The organism is Actinoplanes rectilineatus (genome assembly GCF_000962825.1).
GTDB lineage: Bacteria > Actinomycetota > Actinomycetes > Mycobacteriales > Micromonosporaceae > Actinoplanes > Actinoplanes rectilineatus.
Window position 1 is genome coordinate 17355 of record NZ_JZKF01000081.1, and the last position, 23940, is coordinate 41294.

Genomic DNA, 23940 nt, shown 5'->3' on the forward strand with positions numbered 1-23940 from the left:
CTTCCATGGCCGGGGCGGGTGCGGCGCCGGACGGCGCCGCACCCCGGGGCACATCTCAGAGGGACGCCAGCTTGCGGGCCGCGGCACCGGCGGCCGCCGTCAGCTCACGCTGGTTGGGCTGTCCCGGGGACAGCATCAGGACGATCGCGGAGACGTCACCGTCGGCGATCGCCACCATCCGGCCCTGGACCGGCGCCTGGGTGGGGATGCGGATGGTGAATCCGACCCCTGCGGAGGCGTCGCCCAGTTTGGCCGGCGTGCCGGGGGTCAGCGTGACGGCGGCGTTCACGCCCATCTGCGGGACCTGCTTGGTGAACGTCGGGCAGCGCTTGACGGCGCTGGCGACGCCCGCGACGAACTGGCGGGCGGAGGCCGCGCCCGGGGCGGCCAGGGTCTCGATCAGGGCCTCGCTGCCGCCCGCGCCGCGGGTGTAGACGGCACGCGCGGTGATCGGGCCACCGCCGGCGGCGGCGCCGCGGCCGCAGGACGCGACGTCCAGGCCCATGTCACTGATGAACGTGTTCATCGGGGTCTTCAGGGTGGAGAAACCGGCCGGAACCTCGGCCTGGGTGAGCAGTGCGGCCTTGAGCCGCTCCGGGGAGGGAGCGGCTGCCGCGGCGGCGGAGCCCGCCACCAGGGTCGCGACAGAGGCTACGACCGTGGCGGAGACACCGAGGGCAGTCTTCAGCGGCTTACGCCTTGTTGTGATCATGCCCTACGGTATCGCCGCAATCATCCGCATTATGTCCGAATTGCCGGAGTTGCCCCGATTCACCCTTACGAGGGACCGGTGGTGAAGGCCTCGCTCAGCGGGCCCTCGTTGCCCGAACGGTCCAGCCCGCTCAGGCAGTACGACACCGGGCCGGACGGCGGCGCCGGATCGACCACCGCGGCACCGGCCCGACCGGTCGCGACCAGCGTCGCCCGGCTCTCCCCGGTGCGGTAGAGCGCCCAGCTCACGCCCTCGGTCGCCGCCGTCGCCAGGATCGTCTCGCCCTTCTCCCCGCGGCTCACCCCGGTGATCCGCGGAGCGGGCGGCGCCGCGACCGGCAGACGCTCCATCCGCGGCTGCAACGCCGGCGTCGCGTAGTGCGCCTTCTGGTAGCGCGACACCGAACCGAGCCGATCCGACCGGACCTGCTTGGCACTGAAATGCACCTGGCCCTGGACGCCGAACTTGTCGTTCATGGCCATCTGGCGGTCGAGCTCGGCCGGATCGCTCCAGTCGCCCTTCTCCCCCACCCGGTAGTCGGCCATCCCGATGTACAGCTGCACCGACGTGCCCTTGACCGTCTTCGCCCACCAGGGCAGCACCTTGGCGTAGTCCGCCTTGTCGAACCCGATCGTCCAGTAGAGCTGCGGCACGATGTAGTCCAGCCAGCCCTCCCGTACCCACTTACGGGTGTCGGCGTAGATCGTGTCGTAGCTCTCCAGCCCCTTGGTGTCCGAGCCCTCACCACCGTTGCGCCAGATGCCGAACGGGCTGATGCCGTACTTCACCCAGGGCTTGATCTCGGCGATCCGCTGCTGCATCTCCCGGACCAGCAGGTTCACGTTCTCCCGTCGCCAGTCGGCACGCGACTTGCCGGCGCCGTACTTCGCGAACGACGCGTCGTCCGGGAAGTCCTCGCCCTTCTCCGGGTACGGGTAGAAGAAGTCGTCGAAGTGCACGCCGTCGATGTCGTACTTCCGGACCGCCTCGAGCATCGCGTCCTCGACGAACCTGCGCGCCTCGGGAACGCCCGGATCGAAGTAGAGCCGGCTGTTCTTGCCGGTCGGATAGGCGATGCGCCACTCCGGGTGCGTCCGCAGGGCGTGATCGGCCGGCAGCTTGGTGAGATCGGCGCCGGCACCGCTGGGCGCGGGCTGCGTCCCACGGTACGGGTTGAACCACGCGTGGAACTCGAGATTCCGCTGGTGCGCCTCGTCCACCATGAACGCCATCGGATCCCAGCCCGGGTCGCTGCCGTCGAGCCTGCCGGTCAGCCAGTTCGACCAGGGCGCGTACTCGGACGGCCAGAACGCGTCACCACTCGGCCGGACGTGCACGAAGATCGCGTTGTGCCGCCGGGCCACCGCCAGGTCGACCCACTTGAGGTACTCCGCCTTGACCTTCTCCTGCGAGAGACCCTGCTTGCTCGGGAAGTCGATGTTGTAGACCGTCGTCAGCCACATCCCGCGCAGTTCCCGGGGAGCGGTGGCCTCCTGGGTGCCGCACCGGCCCGCCACCGACGGGACCGGCGCCTGCACCGCGGCGACACCGTTGTCCGCGACGCTGGTGGCCGACGGCGGCTCGTAGAACGCCGCGCGGACCAGGCCGAGACCGAGCACCGCGACGGCGAACAGCACCGCGACCAGAAGGAGAGCGAGCTGGAGCGGGGGGCGCCTCAGCAAGGTCACAGCACCGTCCGGTAGACGTCCAGGGTGTCCTCGGCGATCCGGGACCAGCTGAACTTCTCCACCGCCCGCTCGCGGCCGGCCTTGCCCATCTGCTCGGCCAGCTGCGGATCACCGAGCACCCGGGTCAGCGTGGCGGCCAGGTCGGCGACGAACTTCGCCGGGTCGACCGGGGTGCCGGTGCCGTCCTGCACCTGCTCGATCGGCACCAGCAGGCCGGTCACGCCGTCCGCGACGACCTCGGGGATGCCGCCGGTCGCGGTGGCGACCACCGCCGTCTCGCAGGCCATCGCCTCCAGGTTGACGATGCCCATCGGCTCGTAGACCGACGGGCAGACGAACACCGTGGCGTGCGTGAGGACCTGGACGACCTCGTGCTTGGGCAGCATCTCCTGCACCCAGATCACGCCCTCGGGATCCCGGGCCGCCCGCAGGTCACGGGCCAGCGCCTCCACCTCGGCGGCGATCTCGGGGGTGTCCGGCGCACCGGCCAGCAGCACGATCTGGGTGTCGGCGGGCAGGTCGTGGCAGGCCCGCATCAGGTAGGGCAGGCCCTTCTGCCGGGTGATCCGGCCGACGAACACCACACTGGGCCGGGACCGGTCGATGCCCAGCCGGTCCACCACGTCGGTGCCGTGATCGGGCTGGTAGAGCTCGGTGTCGATGCCGTTGTAGACCACGTGCACCCGGTCCGGGTCCACCGACGGGTACGCCTTGAGCACGTCCCGCCGCATCCCGCCGGACACCGCGATGATCGCGTCGGCGTGCTCGATCGCGGTCCGCTCGCAGAACGACGACAACGCGTACCCGCCGCCGAGCTGTTCCGCCTTCCACGGGCGCAGCGGCTCCAGGCTGTGCGTGGTCACCACGTGCGGCACCCCGTGCAGCAGCTTGGCGGTGTGGCCGGCGAAATTCGCGTACCAGGTGTGGCTGTGCACCACGTCCGCGCCCTCGCAGCCGGCCGCCATCGCCAGGTTGACCCCCATGGTGCGCAGGGCCGCGTTGGCCCCCGCCAGCTCCACACCCTCCGGGTACGCCGTGACGCCGGTCTCGTCCCGCGGCGCGCCGAAGCAGTGCACCCGGACGTCGGCGAGGTTCCGCAGATCGCGGCTCAGGTATTCGAGGTGCACCCCGGCACCGCCGTAGACCTCCGGCGGGTACTCCCGGGTGAGCAGATCGGCACGCAGACGACGAGCGGGGGAATCGGTCACGAGTCGCAGGATAGCCGCACTCATGTATCCGCCGCCCGGAGGCGCTGATGATCAACCGGGTAGTCTGTGTGGCGCGCGGGCAAGTGTCCAGCAGCGCGAGCAAGATATTTCGAACAGCCCTTTCGGGTGGCGCACAGCCGATCGGAACATTAGCGTCCTCCCCATGGCTGTCAAGGTGCTTGCAATTGTTCTGGCTGGTGGCGAAGGCAAGCGCCTGATGCCCTTGACCGCGGACCGGGCCAAGCCCGGCGTCCCGTTCGGCGGCATCTACCGGATGATCGACTTCGTGCTCTCGAACCTCGCCAACGCGGGGTACCTGAAGATCGTCGTGCTGACCCAGTACAAGTCGCACTCCCTGGACCGGCACATCTCCAAGACCTGGCGGATGTCGACGCTGCTCGGCAACTACGTCACGCCGGTCCCGGCCCAGCAGCGCCTCGGCCCGCGCTGGTTCGCCGGCTCCGCCGACGCGATCTACCAGAGCCTCAACCTGATCAACGACGAGTCGCCCGATTACGTGATCGTCTTCGGCGCCGACCACATCTACCGCATGGACCCGAAGCAGATGGTCAACGACCACATCGCCTCGGGCGCCGCGGTCACCGTCGCCGGCATCCGCCAGCCCCTGGCACTGGCCGACCAGTTCGGTGTGATCGACGTCGGCCCGGACGGCAAGAAGATCAAGGCCTTCCGCGAGAAGCCCCGCGACGCCGTCGGCCTGGCAGACTCGCCCGGCGAGGTCTACGCGTCGATGGGCAACTACGTCTTCACCACCCGCGCCCTCTGCGAGGCGGTCACCGCCGACGCCCAGGACCCGGACAGCAAGCACGACATGGGCGGCAACATCATCCCCATGCTCGTCGAACGCGGCGAGGCCAACGTCTACGACTTCCGCGACAACGAGGTGCCCGGCAGCACCGACCGCGACCGCGGCTACTGGCGCGACGTGGGCACGCTCGACTCGTTCTACGAGGCCCACATGGACCTGATCGCCACCCTGCCGATCTTCAACCTCTACAACCACGACTGGCCGATCTTCACCGACTACGGCTCGTGGCCGCCGGCGAAGTTCGTGCACGGGTACGACGACCGTCAGGGTCGCGCCATCGACTCGATGATCTCGCCCGGCGTGGTCGTCTCCGGTTCCCTCGTCGAACGCTCGGTGATCTCCCCCAACGTCCGGGTCAACTCGTGGGCCCACGTCGACGGGGCGGTCCTCATGGAGGGTGTGTCGGTGGGGCGCCGGGCGGTCATCCGCAACGCCATCATCGACAAGAACGTGATCATCCCGGAGGACGCGCAGATCGGCGTCGACCTGGACCGGGACCGCAAGCTCTACACGGTCAGCGACAACGGCGTGGTCGTGGTCGGCAAGGGCCAGCGCATCGAGCTCTGACCCGTGCCGCCGCGGAACCCGGGTGCCGGCGTGCTGCCGCTGGACTTCGGCGCCGGCCGACGGGCCCGGCTCGCCCGGGCCGACGACACCGGTGCACTGCCCGCGGCGCTGGCGTCCCTCGGCCTGACCGGGCCCCGCCCGGTCCTGGTGCTCGTCGGCGGCGCCGGCGGCATGACCGAAACTGATCTGCAACGGGTCCGCGCGGTGATCGACCGCGCGGTGCTGCCCGCCGTCGCTGCCACGGGTGCCACGGTGGTCGACGGCGGCACCGACGCCGGTGTGATGCGGCTGATCGGCCGCGCCCGCGCCGCCGCCTCCGCTGCACACGTCCTCCCGGCCGGTTCCCGTGACGTCGCAGCCGGTTCGACGGCCGGTTCGATGGTCGGCTCGATGGCCGGTTCGATGGCCGGTTCGGTGGCCGGGACCGCCCCGGATCTGCCCCTGGTCGGGGTCGCCGCGCGGGGAACCGTCCGTCTTCCGGGCGGCGCGCCACCCTCCGCCGACGCGGCCGACCTGGAACCGCACCACTCGCACTTCCTGATGGTCCCCGGCGACCGCTGGGGCGACGAGGCGGCCTGGCTGTCCCGGACCGCCGGCGCCCTGACCGGAGGCACCGCCGCCTCGGCCACCCTGCTGATCAACGGCGGCGCGATAGCCCTCACGGACGCCGAACTCAGCCTGCGGGCGGACCGGCCACTCCTGGTCCTGCGCGGCTCCGGCCGCACCGCCGACCGGATCGCCGACGCCCGCCAGGTGGCGGGAGACCCCACAGTCCCACGGATTTCCACGGTGCCACGGATCTCCACGGTGCCACGGAACTCCACGGTGCCACGGAACTCCACGGTGCCGCCGATCCCCGCGGTGCCACCGATCCTCGCAGTGCCACGGATTCCCGCACCCCGCCGTCGCGACCGGACCGACGCCCGGGTCGACGCGGTGGCCGCCGATCCCCGGGTCCAGCTCACCAGCGACGACCCGGACACCGTACGCCGAGGGCTGACCGCCCTGCTCCGCGGCGCGTCCCGGAGCATGATCTCCGCGGATTGACCGACCGGCGACAATGGAGCGTCCGACGCCGATCTCCGGAGGGTCGATGCCCGTCGCGTTGTTCGCCCGCTTCCCCCGGTTGTTCCACCGCCCGCAACACCGCCCGGTCATCCCGCCCGGCACCGCCGAACGTCACCCCGTCCTGGCCGGTGACCTGGCCGACCTGGAGTCGCTGGTCACGCCGGTCTTCACCGACTACGACCAGCGCGCCCAGCACGAACAGAACACCTACCGCCGCCAGCAGCTGCTGATCCTCTGCGGCGCGGCGGCGATCACCGTGCTCGGCGGTGTCCAGGCCCTCTTCCCCGGCCAGCGCTGGCCGGGCCTGCTGCTGACCGTCGCCGGGGTCCTGCTGGCCACCAGCAGCCAGTGGGCCCGGGAACGCGCCTCGCTCCAGGACTACCTGGACTTCCGGGTACGCGCCGAACGCCTCCGCGCCCTGTACTTCCGCTACCTGACGCGGGTGGGCCCCTACTCCGGTCCGGACCGCCGACGGGCCCTGCGCCGCGCGGTGCTCGCCGTCCGAACCGGAAAGGAACCCGAGTGACCCGCCCCGGCCCCCGAGAGCCCGGCCCCGACGGCCCCGGCCGAGCATCCGCGGGCCGGACGGGCGCCGGGAAGGCCGACGGCGCGGGCGTTGTCACCGATCCAGACGGTGTCGCCGAGCCGGACGTTGTCGCCGAACCAGACGGCGTCACCGAGCCGGACGTTGTCACCGAGCCGGACGGGGATGCCGTGGGCAACGAGTGGACGGCGGCGGTCCGGGTCCTCTACCGCGAGTTGCGGGTCACCGACCAGCTCGAGTTCTACCGGCAGCGGGCCACGGAGTACACCCGGGCGGCACGGCAGGCCATCGCCGTCCGGAACACGCTGCTCGGACTGGCCGCCACCGTCGGGGCGGCGGGCCAGTTCATCGAGGGCACCGGCCGGGTCGCCACGGGGGTGGCCGCCGCCGTACTCGCCGCGATGGCCGCGGCGATCACCGCCTACGAGACGCTGATCGGCTTCACCCCGATCGCCAAGCTCTACGAGGACGCGGCAGACAGCCTGGAGGAGGCCGACCTGCACTGGGACACCGGCGACGACATGGCCGCCGAGGTGGACCGGATCGAGACCGTGTTCCACACCGAGGCCGGCCGCTGGGGCCAGCTCACCATCCAGACCACGCCACCCACCACCCCGGTTCCCGGAGCCCCACCACCGCCGGCTCCTTGACCCACCACCATCCACTCCGTGACCCACCACCATCCGCTCCTTGACCCGCCACCGCCCACTCATGACCCGCCACCATCCGCTCCTTGACCCGCCACCATCCGCTCTTGGACTCGCCACCCAACGCTCCCGGCCCGCCGTTCGGCCACCGGCAGAACACGAACCAGCCGCAGACGACGGCCGAGCCACCCCAGCCGTCACCGACGGCTGCATCACGCCCCCCGAACAGCCACCATGGACGGCTCGACCACCCCGGCCGTCACCCACGGCCCATCCACGAGCAGAGAACAACCGCCAACGACGGCCGAACCACCCCGAGCCGTCACCCACGGCCCACCCACGAACAGAAAACAACCGCCGACGACGGCCGGACCACCCCGAGCCGTCGTCGGCGGTTTGTCGACGTTGCGGGAGGACCGTGCACGACGGCCGGGGTGGATCGCGCGCGCACGCAGACTGGCAGGGCCACGGGACACGGGGTCGCCACGGAACAGGGCACGAAGTCACCACGAGACGGGGCACGGAGACACCACGAGACGGAACACGACGACACCACGAGACGGGGCTTTGGGCGTACCACAGAAAAGACGGAAGCGGACCGCTAAGAACGCCCCCGCAGGGTCTGAGACGGGGAGGATCCGAACCGCTCACGATAGGCGCCCGCGAACCGGCCCAGGTGGGTGAAGCCCCAGCGGTACGCCACCTCGCTCACACTCGCCTGCCCCGGATCCGAGCGGGACAGTTCGGCGTGTACCCCGTCGAGGCGCAGGCGGCGCAGGTAGGTCAGGGGTGGGATGCCGACGTGCTGGCGGAAGGATTCCTGCAGGACGCGGACGCCGACGCCCGCCACCGTCGCCAGTTCGCTGACCGTGTAGGGGCGCCACGGCTCGGCGTGCATCACGTCGAGGGCGCGTTTGACCGTGCGGGGGCGCATGGGGCCCTGTAGTCCGGCCGGTTCCTCGCCGTAGGGGTGTTCGACGGTGAGGGCGAGGCCGCTGACGACCATGTCGCGCCATCGGGCGGCCATCCGGGGCTGGCGGGCCAGGCCGTCGGGGCCGCGCAGTTCGGTGAGCAGCAGGCGGACCAGGGCGGCCCAGGTGCGGCCGGGACCGTCGACCAGGTCGAAGCTGGCGCCGACCGGCAGCGGGGAGACCACCTGCTGGTCGAGGGCGGCGTCGAGTTCGCGTTCCAGGGCGGCGCGTTCCACTTTGACGCTGAGGAGGCGGCAGTCGCCGGGCCATTCGAGTTCGATGTCGCCGGCCGGCCGGTAGACGACCGCACGGGTCGGGTCGGCGATCACCAGGGCGCCGCGGTGCCAGGAGCGCAGCATGCCGCTGAGGGGCACCAGGACGTGGTACGACGTCTCGAGCGCCGCGATCGACAGGTGGATGTCGGTGCCGTAGCCCACCTCGCCGACCGTGATGGCGCCGAGCCGGACGACGTCGGCGGCGAAATGGAACCGGCCGGGATCCCCGACCGGTTCCATTTGGAGTGGTCCGTAGTAGAGCCGCCGGCAGAACGCCCGAGCCTCGTCCACGTCGGTGGTGCGTAACGCGACGTGCTGCGGGATGTCCGCGCCCGCCGCCGGGGCACGGAGTTGGCCGCCTGCCATGGCGTCCAGCCTAGACCGCCACCAGCTCCCGCTCGGGGACCGCGGAGACGGACGGCCAGTCGAACTCGGCCACCGCGCCGCCGTGCACGTCCACCTCGGCGAGCGGGGTGACCGGGTCACGCCAGATCACGTAGCGGCCTTCGGGCAGCGAGTCGATCACCAGGCAGTAGGTGACGCCGGTGCGCACGTAGCGCGCGCGGACCGCCGCGTGCGTGCGGTGTGCCGGGTCGTCGACCGGGCTGACCTCGATCTCGTGGCCCTGCAGGCGGGCCGGGGTGTTGATGATCAGCGCGCCGATGGCGCCGCCGATGTTCAGCATCACGGTGCCCTGGCCGGACGGGGCGTACGTGTGGTGATGGTGGTGGTGTTCGTGGCTCATTTCGGGTTTCCGAATCCGTCGAACGGGGTACCGAGGAAGGGGAACTTCTTCAGGAGTTTGGCGCTGGAGTCCTTGATGCTCAGTCCCTGTTCGACCAGGGCGGCCGCCGCGTCGGGCTCGAATTCCTTGTCGACCAGCGGCAGGGTGACGCCGGCGATGGCCCGGATCGAGATGGACACCACGTCGTCGGCGATGCGCCGGCCGTTGGGGAAACCGGCCAGGTCGCCGCCGAGGAGTCCGAACTTGTTCTCCTTGGCGACCGGCTCGATCGCGGTGTTCAGGCGCAGCATGTCGGCCTGGGTCTCACCGGTCAGGTTCTGGAAGCCGTCGATCAGGCCGTCCGGGATGCCGGTGAGCAGGATGGCGAGCAGGTCGGCCCGCGCCTCCTTCTTCTTGTTCTGCGCTTCGAGCTTGTCGAACAGGCCGGGGTACAGCACCGGCAGCAGACCGCCCAGTTCGGGGGTGGCGACGAACTCGGCGAAGTTCTTGTCCTCGGCCGGCGACGACGCGTTCCACTTGTCCTTCTCGGCCATCGGCACGATGACCTCGTTGAACAGCGGGTTGCCGAGGCGCGAGACCTGGACCTGCGGTCCGACGTACACGTCGGCCTCGGCGCCCTTCTTGTCGCCGTTGCGCACCTCGACCTGGCGGCGGCTCGCCGACGTCCAGACACCGATGACGGCGCCGGCGTCCTTGGCGCGGACCCGCTTCTTGCCGTCGCGGCGTACCTTGTCCAGGGGGATCTGGATGGCGATGCTGTGCACGTTCGTCTGGTCGGTGGCGTTGACCGCCTTGCCGGCGTAGTTGAACAGGCCCTGGCCGACCAGGTGCTTGTCCTGGAACGGGCGCAGCGTGCCGAGGTCGAAGATCGAGCCGAGGTCGACGAAGAAGGCGTCGGCGCGCTGGCCGGCGAAGACCTTCTCGCCGCTGTCCAGCTTGTAGACGGCGTCCTCGGCGAGCTTCTCGTAGTCCGGGATCGAGATCTTGCCGACGTTGCACGGCGGGCAGGGCAGCTTCTTGGCCAGCACCGTGCTCTTGCCGGACTTGTCGACCTTGGTGACCGAGTAGAACTGGCGACGGTTCCAGTTCTCACTGTCCAGCGATTCGATCTGGCCGGTGTTGTACAGGAACGTCTTGTCGTTGCGCAGCTCGGTCACGAACCGGAACTGGTACGTGATGTCCGGGCGGGCGTCGCCGTTCGCGTCGATGTGGATCTCGTAGAGAACGTCGTCGCCGAATTCGAAGAAGTTCGGGCCGCTGGCCGGGATCTGCAGCGGCACGTAGTTCGCGATGATCGTGACCGTGTCCTTGTCGTCAGGGCTGACGAACGCGTACAGGTCGGAGCTGTCGGCGACCGGGTCTTTGCTGATCTCCGGCGCTTCGCGGTGAGAAGACATGGGGGGCTTATTCCTCCGAGAGTCAGCGGCCTGCGGCCTTGAGAAGCTGCTTGACGAGATCCTTGTCGGTGACGACCTTGCTCTTCTCACCGGAGAAGATCTCGATCTGGCCCTTGGCCGCGTCCTTGAGGGAGATGACCAGGGGGCCACTGTCCTTCGAGTCGCCACCCGACTCACCGGCGAGGCTCAGGCCGGCGACCGAGACGGCGGAGACTCCTACGCCGGTCGCGGCAAGGGCCAGAACCTTGCGGCGCGACAACCAGTTGGAGCTGCCCGGGGCGCGGTAGCGAACACGGCTCATTACGTGGGCCTTTCGTCGGGTGGGGGGACCTGCCAGGCGTTGTGTTGTCGACGCCGATCAGTACGAGATCCGGTTCTCAGCGGTTCAACAGTTTTCTCGAGATACCTCAATGATTTCGGCGGCGGCGCAGCCGCGCGACGCCCGCACCGGCCACTGCCAGGGCAGATACTGCAAACGCTCCCACGATGAGCCAGTGTCCGAATTTGACCAGTCCGGTCTCGCTCTGCCCGGAGGCGAGGACCGGGTCCTGCACCACGGCGGAGGCCGAGGGGGACGACGGCGTCACCGCGGCTCGGGTCTTCACCGGCGTGGCGGTGGCCGACGGCTTCTCCGAGGGTGTGGGCGACGGCTTCTCCGAGGGTGACGGGGATGCCACCGCCGCCGCGGGGAAGATCAGGTCCGAACAGGAGTAGTAGGTGTCCGGCGTACTGGACGTCTCCCACACCACGTAGAGCAGGTGGTGCCCGGTCCGCTGCGGCAGGGTCACCTTCATCCGGTACGCCCCGCCGGTCAGCGGCGGGTCGGTGATCGCGGCGAGCGGCTTCGACCCCAGGTCGTCCCAGGTCAGCTTCTTCGCCGGGTCGTACCCGGCCTTGGTCAGGTAGAGACGGAACTCGCCCTGGTGCGGGATGGTCCCCCGGTAGGAGACCGACAGTCTCTGCCCGGACTTCACCTTCGTCGACGGGAAGTCGTCGCGGGCCAGGTCCAGCCCGCGGTACAGGTCCAGCCCGCCGCTGCACAGCTTCCCGTCGGGCACCCGGTCCCGGTCGTCCGTCACGTTCGCGAGCCGCAGGTTGTCGTACGCCCCGATGAACCCGCCGGTGGCCTTCTTCGCCGCCTTGCACGCGGCGGCTCCGGTGTCGGTGCCGTTGCCGGCGCACGCGGCGGACCGGCTGATCGGGGTGGTCGGCGCCCCGTGGGCGAGGGCGGGTGAGGGCAGGGCGGGCACGGCGACGGCGGCCAGGAGACCGGCGGCGGCGAGTCGGCGGAGGAGGTACACGGGGACTCCCGGCGAGGCGGCGGCGGGCCGGGTGATTCCCGGCCACCAGGGGGTACGGAGTTGCGGCACCGCTCGTTCACCGGTCCCGGCGCTGTGATTGCATGGCCGGGTCCGGTGAGAAAACCCTGGAGGATCTATGAGCAAGCCCGACGTCGGCCCCATTCCGGCACAGGCGCCCGCCGATCTGGTCATCGAGGACCTGGTCGAGGGCAACGGCACCGAGGCGGCCCCCGGGTCGTTCGTCAGCGTCCACTACGTCGGTGTGGCGCAGTCCGACGGCAAGGAGTTCGACGCTTCCTGGAACCGGGGCGAGCCGTTCGGTTTCCGGGTCGGTGGCCAGCAGGTCATCGCCGGCTGGGACCAGGGCGTGGCCGGCATGAAGGTGGGCGGCCGTCGCCGTCTGGTGATCCCGTCGCACCTGGGCTACGGCAGCCGTGGTGCCCCGGGCGCGATCAAGCCCAACGAGACCCTGATCTTCGTGGTGGACCTGCTCCAGGTGCACTGACAGCGGGCCGCTCCGGCGCCCTCACACGGGTGCCGGAGCACCCTCTGCAACAAGACATACGTCACACAGGGTGAGCCCGGGTGGGCGCTGAACCATTTCGTGCAGGTAACGTCGGCGCCCATGCGAGGACCCATCAGCACGGCCGTCACCACGGCCTGCGCTCTTCTGGCCCTGACCGGCTGCGCCGCCAACAGCAACGACGCCGGTTCCATCGAAGCCGCTGACACCGCCACCACCGCGGTGGCCGGACTGGACGCGGGCACCAACACCGCGTGCGCCCTGGCGTCGAACGCCACGCTCGGTAAGGGTGGGCACGATCTCGACGTGACGTCGGCCGAGGCGATCGTGGCGGCCGCCAAGGCGTCCGAGAGCACCCTGATCACGAGCTCGGCGAACGTCCTGGACGCGGCTGCCCGCAAGGCCAAGGCCGCCGCGGACGACCCGGAGGGCCCGGCGCTGGAAGCGGAGGTCAGCGCCGCGATCCTCAAGTTCAACACCGTCTGCGACGACACCGACGCGCTGCTCGCCAGCATGCAGGGCGAGAGCGCCGGCACCGGAGTGGGCGCCGCGACGGACGCCGCCAACAAGGGTGGCAAGGGCGTCAACTGACGGACCCGGATGGTAGGCGTGATGCGCCTACCATCCGTGGATGACCACGGTCCGGATCGTTCCCACCGCAGACCTCACGGCCGCCGGAAGGTCGAGCATCCGCGCCATGCTCGACCTCGCGTTCGACGGCGGCTTCGACGACCACGACTGGGATCACAGCCTCGGCGGCCTGCACCTGCTGGTCACCCACGGGGGTGAACCGGTGGCGCACGGCGCGGTCGTCCAGCGCCGCCTCCTGCACGACGGGCGGTCCTGGCGCTGCGGCTACGTCGAGGGTGTCGCCGTGCATCCGGAGCATCGCGGGCGGGGCCTGGCCGCCGCGGTGATGGACTCCGCCGAGAAGATCATCGATGCCGCGTACGACCTGGGCGCCCTCGCCGCCTCCCCCGAGGGCCGCGGCCTCTACCTGGCCCGCGGCTGGGTGCCGTGGCGGGGACCGACGGCCGTGCTCGCCCCGCAGGGCCTGGTCCCCACCCCGGACGACGACGACAGCACCCTGGTCCGCCCGGTCACCGGCGGGGCGGCGCTGCGTGTCACCGCCCCGCTGACCTGCGACTGGCGCGAGGGCGACGTCTGGTGACTCACCTGTTCGCGTCGCCCCCGCGGCGGCGTGACCGGGCCCGCGGCGCCACCGGCGCCCGGCACACCGGCCGAACCGTCGGCGGCTGCGGCGGTGCCGCTGCGTTCTCCGTGGCCCCGGCGTCGTGTGCGCCGGGGTCGAACGGCTCCTCGATCGGGATCACTCGGCGTTCCGCAGCGACGCGCAGCCGGACTCGCCGGGCAGCAGCGGCCGGAAGACGACCGACCACTGCTTGCCGGCCGACATCCACGAGGTCCGCTGGCTGGCCTTGTCGGCGGCCGCCCACACCGTGTCCTTCTGCTCGCCGGTCATCGCGACGCAGTGGGTGCCGACCGTCTCGTTCAGCGCCTCGCCGGGCAGGTCCGGGCCGGGCCACTGGACCGGCTCGCCGCCGAGACCGTCGCCCGGGTCCACCCACGGCTGGGCGATGGCGACCAGTCCGGTCGGCAGATACCGCTCCTGGCTCGCCGTGGCGAGGCCGTCGACGGTGTCCAGGAAGTCGGTCAGCTTCTTGCGGGCGGCGTGCTGCGCGGCGGTCAGCGACGTGTCGTCCGGGCGCGCCTCGCGCAGCGCCACCACCTCCACGCTCTCGTCGCCGGAGGCGGTCCGCACGGTCACCTTGGTGCTGGGGATGTCGGCGACGTTCGGGGTGCCGAAGTCGGCGCCGTCGGTCACGCCCGCCTTCACCGCGTCCGCGGTCAGCTGCTGCACCTGCTCCGGGGTGAGCTGCTGGACCTGCAGGTTGGGCAGGGCCGGACCGGGATACGACAGGGCGACCGGGCCCTCGGTGATCAGGCGGCCGTCGGCGTAGACGCTGATCTGCGGCAGCCGGCCGACCAGGAAGTGCGGCGGGACGAAGCCGCCGCGGGACTCCACGCGGAGGACGACCACGTCGGACGACGGGTACGGCGTGGCGGAGCCGCGTTCCAGGACGGGCCCGGCCGAGGTGCCGGCCGAGGTGCCGGCCGCACCGGACCGGGCGCAGGCGCTCAGGAGCAGGAGAAGGGGCAGGGCCGCGAGGACGGCGCCACGATTTCTGGTCATACCCGGTACGACGATCGAATCGCCGTCCCGGTTCCGCCCTCTATGCGACGACTCTCGCCCGGCGCCCGAGTACCTCGACGACGTCACCCGGGTGCAGCTGGCGGCCGCGGCGCTCGTCGACCTCGCCGTTGACCGTCACGTCTCCGGAGGCGATCAGGACCTTGCCCTCACCACCGGTCTCGATGAGGTCCGCCAGTTTGAGGAACTGGCCCAGCCGGATCATGTCGCCGTCGATGGAAACGTCTCGCATCCGCCCATCATCGGCCACCGCCGTACGGCGACCGGCAGCGGGATCACCGGAAACCTTTCGGAAAACTTCTCCGCTCCGGTTGAACCATCGGGACCGGCGATCCGAACTACATGTCGTGAGGCATCTGAGGATGGCCCGCCGCGCGGGCACGCTGACCATTGTTTCCGCTGCCTGTGTGCTTTTCGCCGCGGGTCCGGCCGCAGCGGACGTGACAGTGAGCCCGGCGAGCGCGCAGCAGACGACCGGGGCGAACATCACGTTCCAGTACAAGAACACCGGCGCCAAGCCGGTGAAGCAGGTACGCCTGGTGATCCCGACGGATTCGCCGATCGCCGAGGTGTACCCGCTGTCGGTGAACGAGTGGGCGCCCAACATCGAATGGCAACAGCTGAGCACGCCGCTGACCGCGATCCACAACTCGACGCCCCTGACCCAGGTGCCGAGCGCGATCACGTGGCTGGCGGTCGGCACCGGTGGCGCGCTCGCCCCGGGCGCCGTCGCGGACCTGCCGGTCGCCGCCGGCCCGCTGCCGACGCTGAGTTCGGTGGACTTCACCCTCGAGGTGACCTACACCGACGGCAGCAAGGGCACCGGCGAGAAGGCCACCCTGACGCTGACCCCGTGGGACGGTGTCACCACGTCGGCCCACCAGCACGCCGGCGGGGTGGCCACGACCACCGACACGGCGTTCTCGGAGGCGGAGAACCAGTATTTCGACAGTGTGGTGAACGGCGAGGACGACGGCCCGTCGGTGCTCGCCCTGTCCGGCTGGGGTGTGGCGGCGCTGGCGCTGCTCGGCGCCGGCTGGACGGTGTGGCGCAACCGGCACCGGGCCGAGGAGGAGCCGGAGAGCTCCGACGAGCCGGCCGGTGAGGACGACACCGCCAAGGACGACACGGCCAAGGACGGTGGCAAGGAGCCGGTGGCCGCCGGCAAGTGGAGCCTGAAGGGCTGAGTGAGACTCCCCCGCAGGCCGGGCCTGCAGCGGGAAACCTCACGCGGGTGGGCGTGAGGAAACGTCGTGGCAAGCGCGTGGGGCGCGGCACCACGACCGGCGGGTGGGGCCCCGGGCAAGGCCCGTGATCCGCGCGTCGTAGGGGTGGGGAGCCGTCGGCTCCCCACCCCTACACACTGTCGTCAGACCGGGACGACCCGTTCGGTGCGCAGCGCGTCGATGATCTCGCGTTCCACCCGTTCCGAGTCGGCGTGCGGGACCTGGCAGGTGCCGGCCGCGATGTGCCCGCCCCCGTCGTAGCGCAGCATCACTTCACCGATGTCCACCGGTGAGGTGCGGTCCAGGATCGACTTGCCGCACGCGAAGACGGTGTTGAGTTTCTGCCGGCCCCAGATGATGTGTACCGAGACCCGGGACTCGGGGAAGAGCGCGTACACCATGAAGCGGTTGCCGGCCTCGATGGTCTCCTCCTCGCGCAGGTCCACCACGACGACGTCGCCGTCCATGTGGCTGATCCGGTGCAGCTGCTCGACGAAGCGGGCCGAGCACTCGTGGAACAGTTCGGCGCGTTCGGCCACGTCCGGCAGCGACAGGATGTCCGAGACGTTCTGGTGTTCGATGCAGGCGTCGATCAGCTGCATCATCAGCTGGTAGTTGGAGATCCGGAAGTTGCGGAACCGGCCCAGCCCGGTGCGGCTGTCCATCAGGAAGTTGAGCAGTGTCCAACCGTTGGGACTGAGGATGTCGGTCAGCGTGTAGTCGGCCGAGTCCGCCTGGTCGACGGCCCGCATCAGGTCGTCGGACACTTTCGGGAACCGTTCCCGGCCGCCGAAGTGGTCGTAGATGACCCGGGCGGCGGACGGCGCGTCGGCGTCGATGATGTGGTTGCCGACGTTGTCCTTGTTACGCAGCGTCTCCGAATGATGATGGTCGAAAACGATGTGAGCACGGGCGTCGAACGGCAGGTTCGTCAAGACGTCACGATCAGTGATGTCCACGACGCCGTCCTGCACATCCTTCGGGTGGACGAACATGATGTCGTCGATCATGTCCAGGTGACGCAGCAGAACGGCGCAGACCAGACCGTCGAAGTCGCTGCGGGTCACGAGCCGGTACTTCACGACGTCCCCCTACGATCGCCAGACCTTTGAGACCATTTTGCCACTTTTTTCGTTATGGCCCTGGTCGCATCGGTGGATGGATGTGAACCGCTCGGCCCCTGCGCTGCGTAAGGTTCAGACGACGGTAACAACCCGCGTCGGAGGACACCCAGAAGATGGACCACGCACCTCAGCTCATCCAGGAGCGCAGCGCCCCACCAGCCACGTTGGTTATCTTCGGCGCCTCTGGTGACCTGACCCGCCGCAAGCTTCTCCCGGCCGTCGAGAGCCTGGCCCGGCACAACCGGCTCCCCGACCAGTTCGCGCTGGTCGGTGTCGCCCGGACGCCGATGAGCGACGAGCAGTTCGCCGAGAGCGCCCTCGGCGGCAAGAACCTGGCGAACAAGCGGCAGCTGCAGGGCGGCGTCCGCTACGTCTCCGGCAGCTACGACGACCCCGAGACCTACAAGCGCCTCGCCGAGACGCTGGACGAGCTGGACGCGCAGCGCGGCACCTCCGGCAACCGCCTGTTCTACCTGTCCACCCCGGCCGGCGCGTTCGAGCCGGTGATCAACGGGCTGGCCGGAGCGGGCCTCAACCAGGCGCACGAGGGCTCGTTCTCCCGCCTGGTGATCGAGAAGCCGTACGGCCGGGACCTGCATACCGCCCGGGAACTCGACGGCGTCGTGCACAGCGCGTTCGACGAGAACCAGGTCTTCCGCATCGACCACTACCTGGGCAAGGACACCGTCCAGAACGTGCTGGCGCTGCGCTTCGCCAACTCGATCTTCCAGCCCATCTGGGACCGCTCGTGGGTCGACCACGTGCAGATCACCGTCGCCGAGACGCTCGGCGTCGGCACCCGCGGTGGGTTCTACGAGCACGCCGGCGCGATGCGTGACATCGTGCAGAACCACGTGCTCCAGGTCCTGGCGCTGGCCCTGATGGAGCCGCCGGCATCGTTCGGCGGCGAAGGCCTGCGCAGCGAGAAGGTGAAACTGCTCCAGGCGATCCGGCTCCCCACCGACCGCGACATCGCCGACGCCGCGGTCCGCGGCCAGTACACCCGCGGCGGCACCCGCCAGGAGCTGATGGCCGGCTACCGCGAGGAGGTCGGTGTCGACCCGCTGTCGCGCACCGAGACGTACGCGGCGATGCGCCTCAACGTGGACAACTGGCGCTGGGCGGGTGTGCCGTTCTACGTGCGCACCGGCAAGCGCCTGCCGGCCCGCCTCACCGAGGTGGCCCTGCAGTTCCAGCGCCCGCCGCACCTGCCGATCCCGACCGACCAGATGACCGGCCTGGACGCGGACGCGCTGATCCTGCGCATCCAGCCCAACGAGGGCATCTCGCTGCGCTTCGGTGCGAAGGTCCCGGGTCACTCGTTCCGGGTGCGGACCGCGAGCATGGAGTTCTCGTACGACCAGACGTTCGTCGAGGAGTCCCCGGAGGCGTACGAACGTCTGCTGCTGGACGCACTGATCGGCGACGCGTCGCTGTTCATCCGCAGCGACGAGGTGCAGCAGTGCTGGCGGATCGTCGACCCGATCATCGAGAACTGGGCACGGGACCACTCGCCGATCCCGACCTACGAGGCCGCGTCCTGGGGCCCGACCGACGCCGACCGGCTGATCGGCCGCAACGGCCGCAAGTGGCGTAACGAGGTGTAGCGCGTCGCCTGCGTGTGCGGGCGGGCTCGCATAGGGTTGTCATCAACCTCGATTCCCCGCGAGCCCGCCCCCCAAGCGAAAGAACGTGGCAACATGCAGGTCTCGGTCGCGCACCATCCACCCAACACGGCCGTGCTCGTCCTGCGCGGATCCCTCGACATCGACACCGCGCCCGCGCTCAAGGCCAACCTCGGCCGCCTCGTCGACCGTCCCGCGCCGCGCGTGATCGTGGACGTCTCCGGTCTCGACTTCTGCGACTCGATGGGCGTCGGCGTGCTGGTCACGGCACACGGCCGGGCCACCGAACGGGACGGCTGGGTGCGTCTGGCGGCGCCGTCCGGATTCCTGCGCCGCCTCTTCGACACCCTGGGACTCAGCGATTATCTGCCGATGTTCCCCGACGTCGCCACGGCGCTGAAAGACGAATGACCTTTCGGGGTACGCGTCGGAGCACGCCCGTTGTTCGCCTGCTGTGACGCGTACCCCCGGAGAAGGGTGACCCGGCGGTCAGCCGGCGGCGGCCACGGTGTCCAGAGCGGCGACCGCGGCACCCCTGGCCCCGGCCATGTCCAGGTCCGGCACCAGGGCGAACGTGGCCGCCTCCTTCTGCTCGTCGCGCAGCTGGGTGTGTTCCCGGACCAGGTTGAGGAACCACTGCCGGAAGTGCGGCGCCGCCTCGACCACGCCGCCGCCCAGGAAGTAGGCGGCCGGGTCGGTGAAGTTCGCGGCGATGGTGAACAGCTTGCCGATCGCCTTCGCCTGCTGGCCGAACACGGCCAAGGCCAGGGAGTCCTCCTTCTCGCCGTAACCACGGAGCATCTTCGCCGCCTTGGCCACCGGCTCGCTCGCCAGCGGGTGGTCCGGGAACCGGGACAGCCAGTACGGCAGCAGATTGTTGCGGATGCCGGTGAGGGAGGCGATCGCCTCGACGTCACCGGAGAACCCGCAGTTGCAGAGCGGGACCGGCTGGCCGTCCTCGAGGACGCCGTGCAACGGGATCTGCACGTGACCGAGCTCGCCGGCCATCCCCGCGACACCCCGGATCACCTTGCCGGCCTCCACCACACCACCGCCCAGGCCGGTGCCGACGATCGCGGCGACCGACGAATTCTCCGACGCCTCCGCGCCGAAGTGCCGGTAGTGCGCGTAGACAGCGGCCGCATTGGCATCGTTGTTGTAGACCACCGGCAGACCCAGCCGGGCCTCCAGCGCGCCCCGGATGTCGAACCCGTGCCAGGACACCTGGTTGAAGTTGGTCGCGCCCTTCGACGAGATCACGCCGTTCGCACTGGCCGGGCCGGGCGTGTCCAGGCCGACCGCGCGGACCAGGGACAGTGGCGTGCTGGTCAGCTCGAGGATGCCGGCGAACGCGTCGGTGAGGGAGTCGACCGCGGACTCCGGGCCGTCCTGCACCCGGCTCGGGTTCTCCACCAGATGGTCGACCAGGAACTGGCCGGTGGCGTCGAGCACGGTGGCGTTGTTGCAGGTGCCGCCGTTGTCGAGTCCGACGACGACCCAGGAGGACGGAGTGCGTACCGTTTCAGCCTGATCCACGGCCATGAGCCTACGTCCGCGGAACCGCCCGCAACAGGCGAACGATCCGCGCGAACCGGCCGAAACAACAGGTGTGACGTCTCTCCTTGATGAACAGGCGGCGCACCTGTTGCGCCGGGCCGCCTTCGGCCCCACCCCGGAGTCGCTGGCCGAGGTCCGCCGTCTCGGCACGACCGGCTGGATCGACCGGCAGCTGCAGCCGTCCCGGATCCCCGACGGACGATGCGACCAGGTGCTCGCCCGCCTTCCCCTCGCCGGGGCCACCCCCGGCACCGTCCGTTCCCGGCTACCCCGGCATTCCTATGAGGCGTTCGGTCAGCTCGGCCGGGCCGCCGTCGCCCGTGCCATATGGAGCACCCGCCAGCTGTACGAGTCCGCGGTCGCCTTCTGGTCCAACCATCTGCACGTGACGGCGCCGTCCAGCGGGGTCTGGGACACCCGGTGCGACTACGACGCGCAGGTCGTCCGGCGGCACGCGCTGGGCCGGTTCGCCGACATGCTCAAGGCGTCGGCCCGGCACCCGGCGATGCTGACCTACCTGGACCAGCGGGACTCGGTCCGGTCCAGCCCGAACGAGAACTACGCCCGGGAACTCCTCGAACTGCACACGGTCGGGTTGGCCTACAAGGAGAGTGACGTGGTCGCGGCCGCCCGGTTGCTGACCGGCCTGTCGGTGTCCTCCCGGGGAACCTATGCGTATCTCTCGAGTCAGCATGCGACCGGACCGGTGCAGATCCTCGGGTTCCGGCACCCCAACGGCTCGGCGAACGGCGAGTCCGCAGCCCTGGCCTTTCTCGACCACCTGGCCCGGCACCCGGCCACCGCCGACCGTCTCGCCCGGAAACTGTGCGTCCGGTACGTCGCCGACGACCCGCCCGCGGCGCTCGTCGCCCGGCTGGCCAAGGTGTACCGCGACCACGACACCGCGATCGCCCCCGTGCTGCGGGCCCTGTTCACCTCCCCCGAGTTCGCCGCGTCCACCGGCCGGAAACTCCGCACCCCCTTCGAGGACCTGACCGCCGCCGTCCGCGCCCTCGGCCTGGGACCGGAACGCAGCGGGGTACGCGCGCTCGACGCCCTCTACAACGCACTGGTGTCCGCCGGGAACGCGCCGTTCCGCTGGAACGCACCGAACGGATTCCCGGACACCGCCTCGCTCTGGGCCTCACCGGCGGCGTTCCTGCTGCGCTGCAACCTGCACCTGAACCTGGCCACCGGGTGGTACCCGAACCAGCTCACCCGGCCCGCCGACCTGCTGCGCTCCCTGGTACCGGCGATGCCCCGCACCCACGGGGCGCTGGTGGACGCGCTGGCCCTGCGTCTGATCGGGACACGGCTGCCGGCCGCGCACACGACGGCGGTACTCAGTGTGGCGGGCCGCAGAGTGTCCAGTCCGGTCGGCGGGGCGGTGGGGGCGGATGCGCCGTACCTGATCGCCCTGGTTCTCGACGCGCCGGCCTTCCAGCTTCGTTAGGGTGCTTTCGTGGGTATTCGTCGCCGGGCGCTGCTCCCGTTACTGGCCTGCGCCGCGGCACCCCGGGTGGCCTTCGCGGCACCGTCCTACCAGGGGGACACCCTCGTCGTGATCTCCCTGCGCGGCGGCTTCGACGGGCTCAGCGCCGTCGCCCCGATCGGCGACCCCGACTACTACAGGGCCCGGCCGACGATCGCCGTACCCCGCAGCCGGGTGATCGCCGCGGACGGCCGGTTCGGGCTGCACCCCGGCCTGGCCCCGCTGCTCCCGCTCTGGAAGGCCGGAAAGCTCGCCGCGGTGCACGCCGTCGGCCAGTCCAACCCGACCCGTTCCCACTTCGCCGCGATGGAGGCGATGGAGAACGCCGCCCCCGGCACGTCCCTGCGCAGCGGCTGGCTGGACCGGATGCTCGGTGTGACCGGGGCGGCCGGCCCTCTCGCCGGCGTCTCGGTGGGCAATGCGATGCCGGCCCGCATCCTCGGTGGACCGTCCACCGACGTGTCGATGGCGTCGATCGACGAGTTCGCACTGGCCGGCGACGGCAAGCGGCCCATCGCGGCGGCCCTGCGGGCGATGTACTCCGGGGCACCCGGCGGACTGTCGGCACCGGCGATGACCGCCGACCGGGCCCTGCACTCGCTGCGGACCTTCCGGTCGGCGGGCGCCCGATATCCGGCCACCGACCTCGGGGCGGCGCTGCGCGACGTGGCCCGGCTGATCAAAGCGCGAACCGGTCTGGTCACGGCCGCGGTGGACAGCGGCGGCTGGGACATGCACCAAGGACAGAACGAACGGATGCCGGCGGCCCTCACCGACCTGGCCGGGGCGCTGGCCGCGTTCACCACCGACCTGGGCGCCGAAGGGCTGGCCCGCACCACGATCCTGACGATCAGCGAATTCGGCAGGCGGGTCCGGGAGAACGGCTCGCACGGCACCGATCACGGGCACGGCAACGCGATGCTTCTGCTGGGCGGTGGGGTGCGCGGCGGGCGGGTGTACGGGACGTGGCCGGGTCTCGCACCTGCGGCCCTGATGGCGGGCGACCTGAAGGCGACCGTCGACTATCGTGCGGTGATCGGCGAGGTTCTGCAGAAACGGTGCCGCCTGGGAACACTCGACAAGGTGTTCCCAGGCGTGCGGCCGTCGACGTTCGGGTTGGCCGTCAGTCGTTGACCGCTCTTGAAACTTCGTCCGTTTTCGTCTTCGCTAAGCCCTCTTCAGCTTTTGCAGCCTTCTTCGGCTTTATCGGCTTTTTTCGCCCTTAAAGCCTTCAGCCGCACTCGACCTTGTAGGGCGAGGAGGCAACCGCACGGATGTTCCAGCAGCTCCAGTTGCCCTGGATCTTCTTGTAGACGTCACCGTCGTAGCCGACGTTCAGAGCGATGAAGTCCCGGTAGACCTTGATGAAGTCGGCGTCGCAGATGCCCGCGGCCGCGGCGGTGCCGCCCTCCTTGAGGATGGGCCGCTCCACCGTCTTGAACTTGCCGTTCACCAGCGCGTCACCCTTGACCATGATCGTCTGGCTGGTCTTGTTGGTGAACTTGCCGGACGTGGCCTTCGGCTTCCCGTCACTGGTACAGCGGGCGACAGCCGAGGCAGGCCCCGGGTTCGCCAGGACAAGCCCCAGCGAGGCGGCGAAGACGGTGGCGGCACCCGCAGCGGTAGCCCGGACAGCCCGCGATGACACAGACATGAAGAATTTTCCCCGTTCCAGTAGATCAACTGGCGGCCAACATAAGTCACCACTGATCACCCCGTCAATATCCCGGAACCATTCTCAAAGCTCTCCACAATAGAATCCCCAGAGCAATTATCCGGTGACCCTGTGCGGCGCTGAACTGCCCGAACGCGCTCCGATATCGACGTCTGGCCACTATTCTCCACCGGGACGCCAAAAAATCCGGCATACGCGGTACACCCTTTCGCGGCCGCTTTCCACCCGCGCATTTCCGCTACCCCACAGTCACCCACAGCAGCCCACCGAACGGCACTGACCACCCGTTCGACGGCATCGGCGTTCGGCAAGCCGCCGTCTGCGCCGCCACCGTCACGGACGGATCGCCTACTGATCAACCACCCGGACAGACCCCAACGGCGAACGCACCCAAACCCAGACCCGGGTGCAGACATCCCTCGCGCGGAGGGCCAACGCACCCGAACCCAGGACCGGGTGCAGACATCACCCCCACGCGGAGGGCCCACGCACCCGAACCCAGGACCGGGTGCAGACATCACCCCCACGCGGAG

At 70.1% G+C, this 23940-nt stretch carries 25 protein-coding genes; 12 read left to right on the forward strand and 13 right to left on the reverse strand.

All coding sequences use genetic code 11. From position 1 onward, the window contains the following. Positions 1 to 55 precede the first annotated feature (55 nt). The 3 genes from WH85_RS37265 to glgA all read right to left on the reverse strand — a co-directional run bounded on the left by WH85_RS37265 (position 56) and on the right by glgA (position 3608). Entirely contained in the window at positions 56 to 712 is a 657-nt protein-coding gene (locus WH85_RS37265; protein WP_157411456.1) for a hypothetical protein, read from the reverse strand. A 65-nt stretch (positions 713 to 777) separates the two neighbouring features. Beyond that, complete coding sequence (locus WH85_RS37275) at positions 778 to 2400, reverse strand: glycoside hydrolase family 10-like protein (RefSeq protein ID WP_245674257.1); 1623 nt, start codon at positions 2398 to 2400, stop codon at positions 778 to 780. Further along, entirely contained in the window at positions 2397 to 3608 is a 1212-nt protein-coding gene (glgA, locus tag WH85_RS37280; protein ID WP_245674258.1) for a glycogen synthase, read from the reverse strand. Before glgA ends, WH85_RS37275 begins: the two co-directional genes overlap by 4 nt. 163 nt (positions 3609 to 3771) lie before the next feature. Here glgA and glgC point away from each other — a divergent pair, with 163 nt between their 5' ends. The 4 genes from glgC to WH85_RS37300 are packed head-to-tail and all read left to right on the forward strand — an operon-like array spanning position 3772 to position 7266. Next, entirely contained in the window at positions 3772 to 5004 is a 1233-nt protein-coding gene (glgC, locus tag WH85_RS37285) for a glucose-1-phosphate adenylyltransferase (protein ID WP_045746840.1), read from the forward strand. Positions 5005 to 5034: 30 nt separating this feature from the next. Beyond that, complete coding sequence (locus WH85_RS37290; protein WP_169792537.1) at positions 5035 to 6051, forward strand: hypothetical protein; 1017 nt, start codon at positions 5035 to 5037, stop codon at positions 6049 to 6051. A 46-nt stretch (positions 6052 to 6097) separates the two neighbouring features. Further along, complete coding sequence (locus WH85_RS37295) at positions 6098 to 6598, forward strand: DUF4231 domain-containing protein (protein WP_169792538.1); 501 nt, start codon at positions 6098 to 6100, stop codon at positions 6596 to 6598. Continuing rightward, positions 6595 to 7266: an SLATT domain-containing protein gene (locus tag WH85_RS37300; RefSeq protein WP_045746842.1), complete on the forward strand. Its 672-nt coding sequence runs from the start codon at positions 6595 to 6597 to the stop codon at positions 7264 to 7266. The genes WH85_RS37295 and WH85_RS37300 overlap by 4 nt, the downstream gene beginning before the upstream one ends. Positions 7267 to 7864: 598 nt before the next feature. On the opposite strand, the gene WH85_RS37305 is transcribed toward WH85_RS37300, so the two are convergent. The 5 genes from WH85_RS37305 to WH85_RS37325 all read right to left on the reverse strand — a co-directional run bounded on the left by WH85_RS37305 (position 7865) and on the right by WH85_RS37325 (position 11952). Then, positions 7865 to 8875, reverse strand: coding sequence for an AraC family transcriptional regulator (locus WH85_RS37305; protein ID WP_045746843.1), 1011 nt, complete (start codon positions 8873 to 8875; stop codon positions 7865 to 7867). Between the two features lie 10 nt (positions 8876 to 8885). Further along, on the reverse strand, positions 8886 to 9254 hold the full coding sequence (locus tag WH85_RS37310) for a hypothetical protein (RefSeq protein WP_045746844.1): 369 nt from the start codon (positions 9252 to 9254) through the stop codon (positions 8886 to 8888). Then, a complete protein-coding gene (locus tag WH85_RS37315; RefSeq protein WP_045746845.1) occupies positions 9251 to 10651 on the reverse strand; it encodes a DUF4331 domain-containing protein in 1401 nt (466 codons plus the stop codon). Before WH85_RS37315 ends, WH85_RS37310 begins: the two co-directional genes overlap by 4 nt. A gap of 22 nt (positions 10652 to 10673) precedes the next feature. After that, a complete protein-coding gene (locus tag WH85_RS37320; protein WP_045746846.1) occupies positions 10674 to 10952 on the reverse strand; it encodes a hypothetical protein in 279 nt (92 codons plus the stop codon). 106 nt (positions 10953 to 11058) lie between these two features. Further along, positions 11059 to 11952, reverse strand: coding sequence for a lytic polysaccharide monooxygenase (locus tag WH85_RS37325; RefSeq protein WP_052721075.1), 894 nt, complete (start codon positions 11950 to 11952; stop codon positions 11059 to 11061). Positions 11953 to 12088: 136 nt separating this feature from the next. Between WH85_RS37325 and WH85_RS37330 the strand changes: the two genes are divergently transcribed. From WH85_RS37330 to WH85_RS37340, 3 genes are all read left to right on the forward strand, one after another. Then, positions 12089 to 12457 carry an FKBP-type peptidyl-prolyl cis-trans isomerase gene (locus WH85_RS37330; protein WP_045746847.1) on the forward strand — a complete coding sequence of 123 codons (369 nt, stop codon included), beginning with the start codon at positions 12089 to 12091 and terminating at the stop codon, positions 12455 to 12457. Positions 12458 to 12577: 120 nt separating this feature from the next. Then, the gene (locus tag WH85_RS37335) at positions 12578 to 13066 is read left to right on the forward strand and encodes a hypothetical protein (protein ID WP_045746848.1); all 489 of its coding nucleotides are present in this window, start codon (positions 12578 to 12580) and stop codon (positions 13064 to 13066) included. Between the two features lie 40 nt (positions 13067 to 13106). Next, positions 13107 to 13646 carry a GNAT family N-acetyltransferase gene (locus tag WH85_RS37340; protein ID WP_045746849.1) on the forward strand — a complete coding sequence of 180 codons (540 nt, stop codon included), beginning with the start codon at positions 13107 to 13109 and terminating at the stop codon, positions 13644 to 13646. Between the two features lie 159 nt (positions 13647 to 13805). Here the strand turns inward: WH85_RS37340 and WH85_RS37345 are convergent, their stop codons facing one another. Beyond that, entirely contained in the window at positions 13806 to 14690 is an 885-nt protein-coding gene (locus tag WH85_RS37345; protein ID WP_045746850.1) for a hypothetical protein, read from the reverse strand. Positions 14691 to 14730: 40 nt separating this feature from the next. Beyond that, complete coding sequence (locus WH85_RS37350) at positions 14731 to 14940, reverse strand: RNA-binding S4 domain-containing protein (RefSeq protein ID WP_045746851.1); 210 nt, start codon at positions 14938 to 14940, stop codon at positions 14731 to 14733. 208 nt (positions 14941 to 15148) lie between these two features. On the opposite strand from WH85_RS37350, the gene WH85_RS37355 reads away from it, so the two are divergent. Beyond that, positions 15149 to 15895, forward strand: a complete 747-nt coding sequence (locus WH85_RS37355) for a DUF1775 domain-containing protein (RefSeq protein WP_169792539.1) — start codon at positions 15149 to 15151, stop codon at positions 15893 to 15895. A 182-nt stretch (positions 15896 to 16077) separates the two neighbouring features. On the opposite strand, the gene WH85_RS37360 is transcribed toward WH85_RS37355, so the two are convergent. Beyond that, a complete protein-coding gene (locus WH85_RS37360) occupies positions 16078 to 17016 on the reverse strand; it encodes an exopolyphosphatase (RefSeq protein ID WP_045746853.1) in 939 nt (312 codons plus the stop codon). A gap of 155 nt (positions 17017 to 17171) precedes the next feature. Between WH85_RS37360 and zwf the strand changes: the two genes are divergently transcribed. Together zwf and WH85_RS37370 are read left to right on the forward strand one after the other, a co-directional pair. Continuing rightward, the gene (gene zwf, locus WH85_RS37365; protein ID WP_045746854.1) at positions 17172 to 18665 is read left to right on the forward strand and encodes a glucose-6-phosphate dehydrogenase; all 1494 of its coding nucleotides are present in this window, start codon (positions 17172 to 17174) and stop codon (positions 18663 to 18665) included. A 93-nt stretch (positions 18666 to 18758) separates the two neighbouring features. Next, positions 18759 to 19094: an STAS domain-containing protein gene (locus WH85_RS37370; RefSeq protein WP_045746855.1), complete on the forward strand. Its 336-nt coding sequence runs from the start codon at positions 18759 to 18761 to the stop codon at positions 19092 to 19094. Positions 19095 to 19172: 78 nt separating this feature from the next. On the opposite strand, the gene WH85_RS37375 is transcribed toward WH85_RS37370, so the two are convergent. Continuing rightward, the gene (locus tag WH85_RS37375; protein ID WP_245674259.1) at positions 19173 to 20219 is read right to left on the reverse strand and encodes an ROK family protein; all 1047 of its coding nucleotides are present in this window, start codon (positions 20217 to 20219) and stop codon (positions 19173 to 19175) included. A gap of 73 nt (positions 20220 to 20292) precedes the next feature. Between WH85_RS37375 and WH85_RS37380 the strand changes: the two genes are divergently transcribed. Both WH85_RS37380 and WH85_RS37385 read left to right on the forward strand, forming a co-directional pair. Then, a complete protein-coding gene (locus WH85_RS37380) occupies positions 20293 to 21693 on the forward strand; it encodes a DUF1800 domain-containing protein (RefSeq protein ID WP_045746857.1) in 1401 nt (466 codons plus the stop codon). A gap of 9 nt (positions 21694 to 21702) precedes the next feature. Beyond that, a complete protein-coding gene (locus WH85_RS37385; RefSeq protein WP_045746858.1) occupies positions 21703 to 22866 on the forward strand; it encodes a DUF1501 domain-containing protein in 1164 nt (387 codons plus the stop codon). Between the two features lie 97 nt (positions 22867 to 22963). Here the strand turns inward: WH85_RS37385 and WH85_RS37390 are convergent, their stop codons facing one another. Then, positions 22964 to 23386 (reverse strand): hypothetical protein, encoded by a 423-nt coding sequence (locus tag WH85_RS37390; protein ID WP_157411457.1) that lies wholly within the window; start codon positions 23384 to 23386, stop codon positions 22964 to 22966. Positions 23387 to 23940 lie beyond the last annotated feature (554 nt).

Excerpts from the sequence above, each read along its gene's own strand:
- WH85_RS37315 (WP_045746845.1), bottom strand. The coding sequence starts at position 10,651 with ATGTCTTCTCACCGCGAAGCGCCGGAGATCAGCAAAGACCCGGTCGCC.
- WH85_RS37345 (WP_045746850.1), bottom strand. The coding sequence starts at position 14,690 with ATGACCAGAAATCGTGGCGCCGTCCTCGCGGCCCTGCCCCTTCTCCTG.
- WH85_RS37265 (WP_157411456.1), bottom strand. The coding sequence starts at position 712 with ATGATCACAACAAGGCGTAAGCCGCTGAAGACTGCCCTCGGTGTCTCC.
- WH85_RS37305 (WP_045746843.1), bottom strand. The coding sequence starts at position 8,875 with ATGGCAGGCGGCCAACTCCGTGCCCCGGCGGCGGGCGCGGACATCCCG.
- WH85_RS37335 (WP_045746848.1), top strand. The coding sequence starts at position 12,578 with ATGCGAGGACCCATCAGCACGGCCGTCACCACGGCCTGCGCTCTTCTG.
- WH85_RS37330 (WP_045746847.1), top strand. The coding sequence starts at position 12,089 with ATGAGCAAGCCCGACGTCGGCCCCATTCCGGCACAGGCGCCCGCCGAT.
- WH85_RS37310 (WP_045746844.1), bottom strand. The coding sequence starts at position 9,254 with ATGAGCCACGAACACCACCACCATCACCACACGTACGCCCCGTCCGGC.
- WH85_RS37390 (WP_157411457.1), bottom strand. The coding sequence starts at position 23,386 with ATGTCTGTGTCATCGCGGGCTGTCCGGGCTACCGCTGCGGGTGCCGCC.
- glgC (WP_045746840.1), top strand. The coding sequence starts at position 3,772 with ATGGCTGTCAAGGTGCTTGCAATTGTTCTGGCTGGTGGCGAAGGCAAG.
- WH85_RS37340 (WP_045746849.1), top strand. The coding sequence starts at position 13,107 with ATGACCACGGTCCGGATCGTTCCCACCGCAGACCTCACGGCCGCCGGA.
- WH85_RS37370 (WP_045746855.1), top strand. The coding sequence starts at position 18,759 with ATGCAGGTCTCGGTCGCGCACCATCCACCCAACACGGCCGTGCTCGTC.
- WH85_RS37350 (WP_045746851.1), bottom strand. The coding sequence starts at position 14,940 with ATGCGAGACGTTTCCATCGACGGCGACATGATCCGGCTGGGCCAGTTC.
- zwf (WP_045746854.1), top strand. The coding sequence starts at position 17,172 with ATGGACCACGCACCTCAGCTCATCCAGGAGCGCAGCGCCCCACCAGCC.
- WH85_RS37295 (WP_169792538.1), top strand. The coding sequence starts at position 6,098 with ATGCCCGTCGCGTTGTTCGCCCGCTTCCCCCGGTTGTTCCACCGCCCG.
- WH85_RS37320 (WP_045746846.1), bottom strand. The coding sequence starts at position 10,952 with ATGAGCCGTGTTCGCTACCGCGCCCCGGGCAGCTCCAACTGGTTGTCG.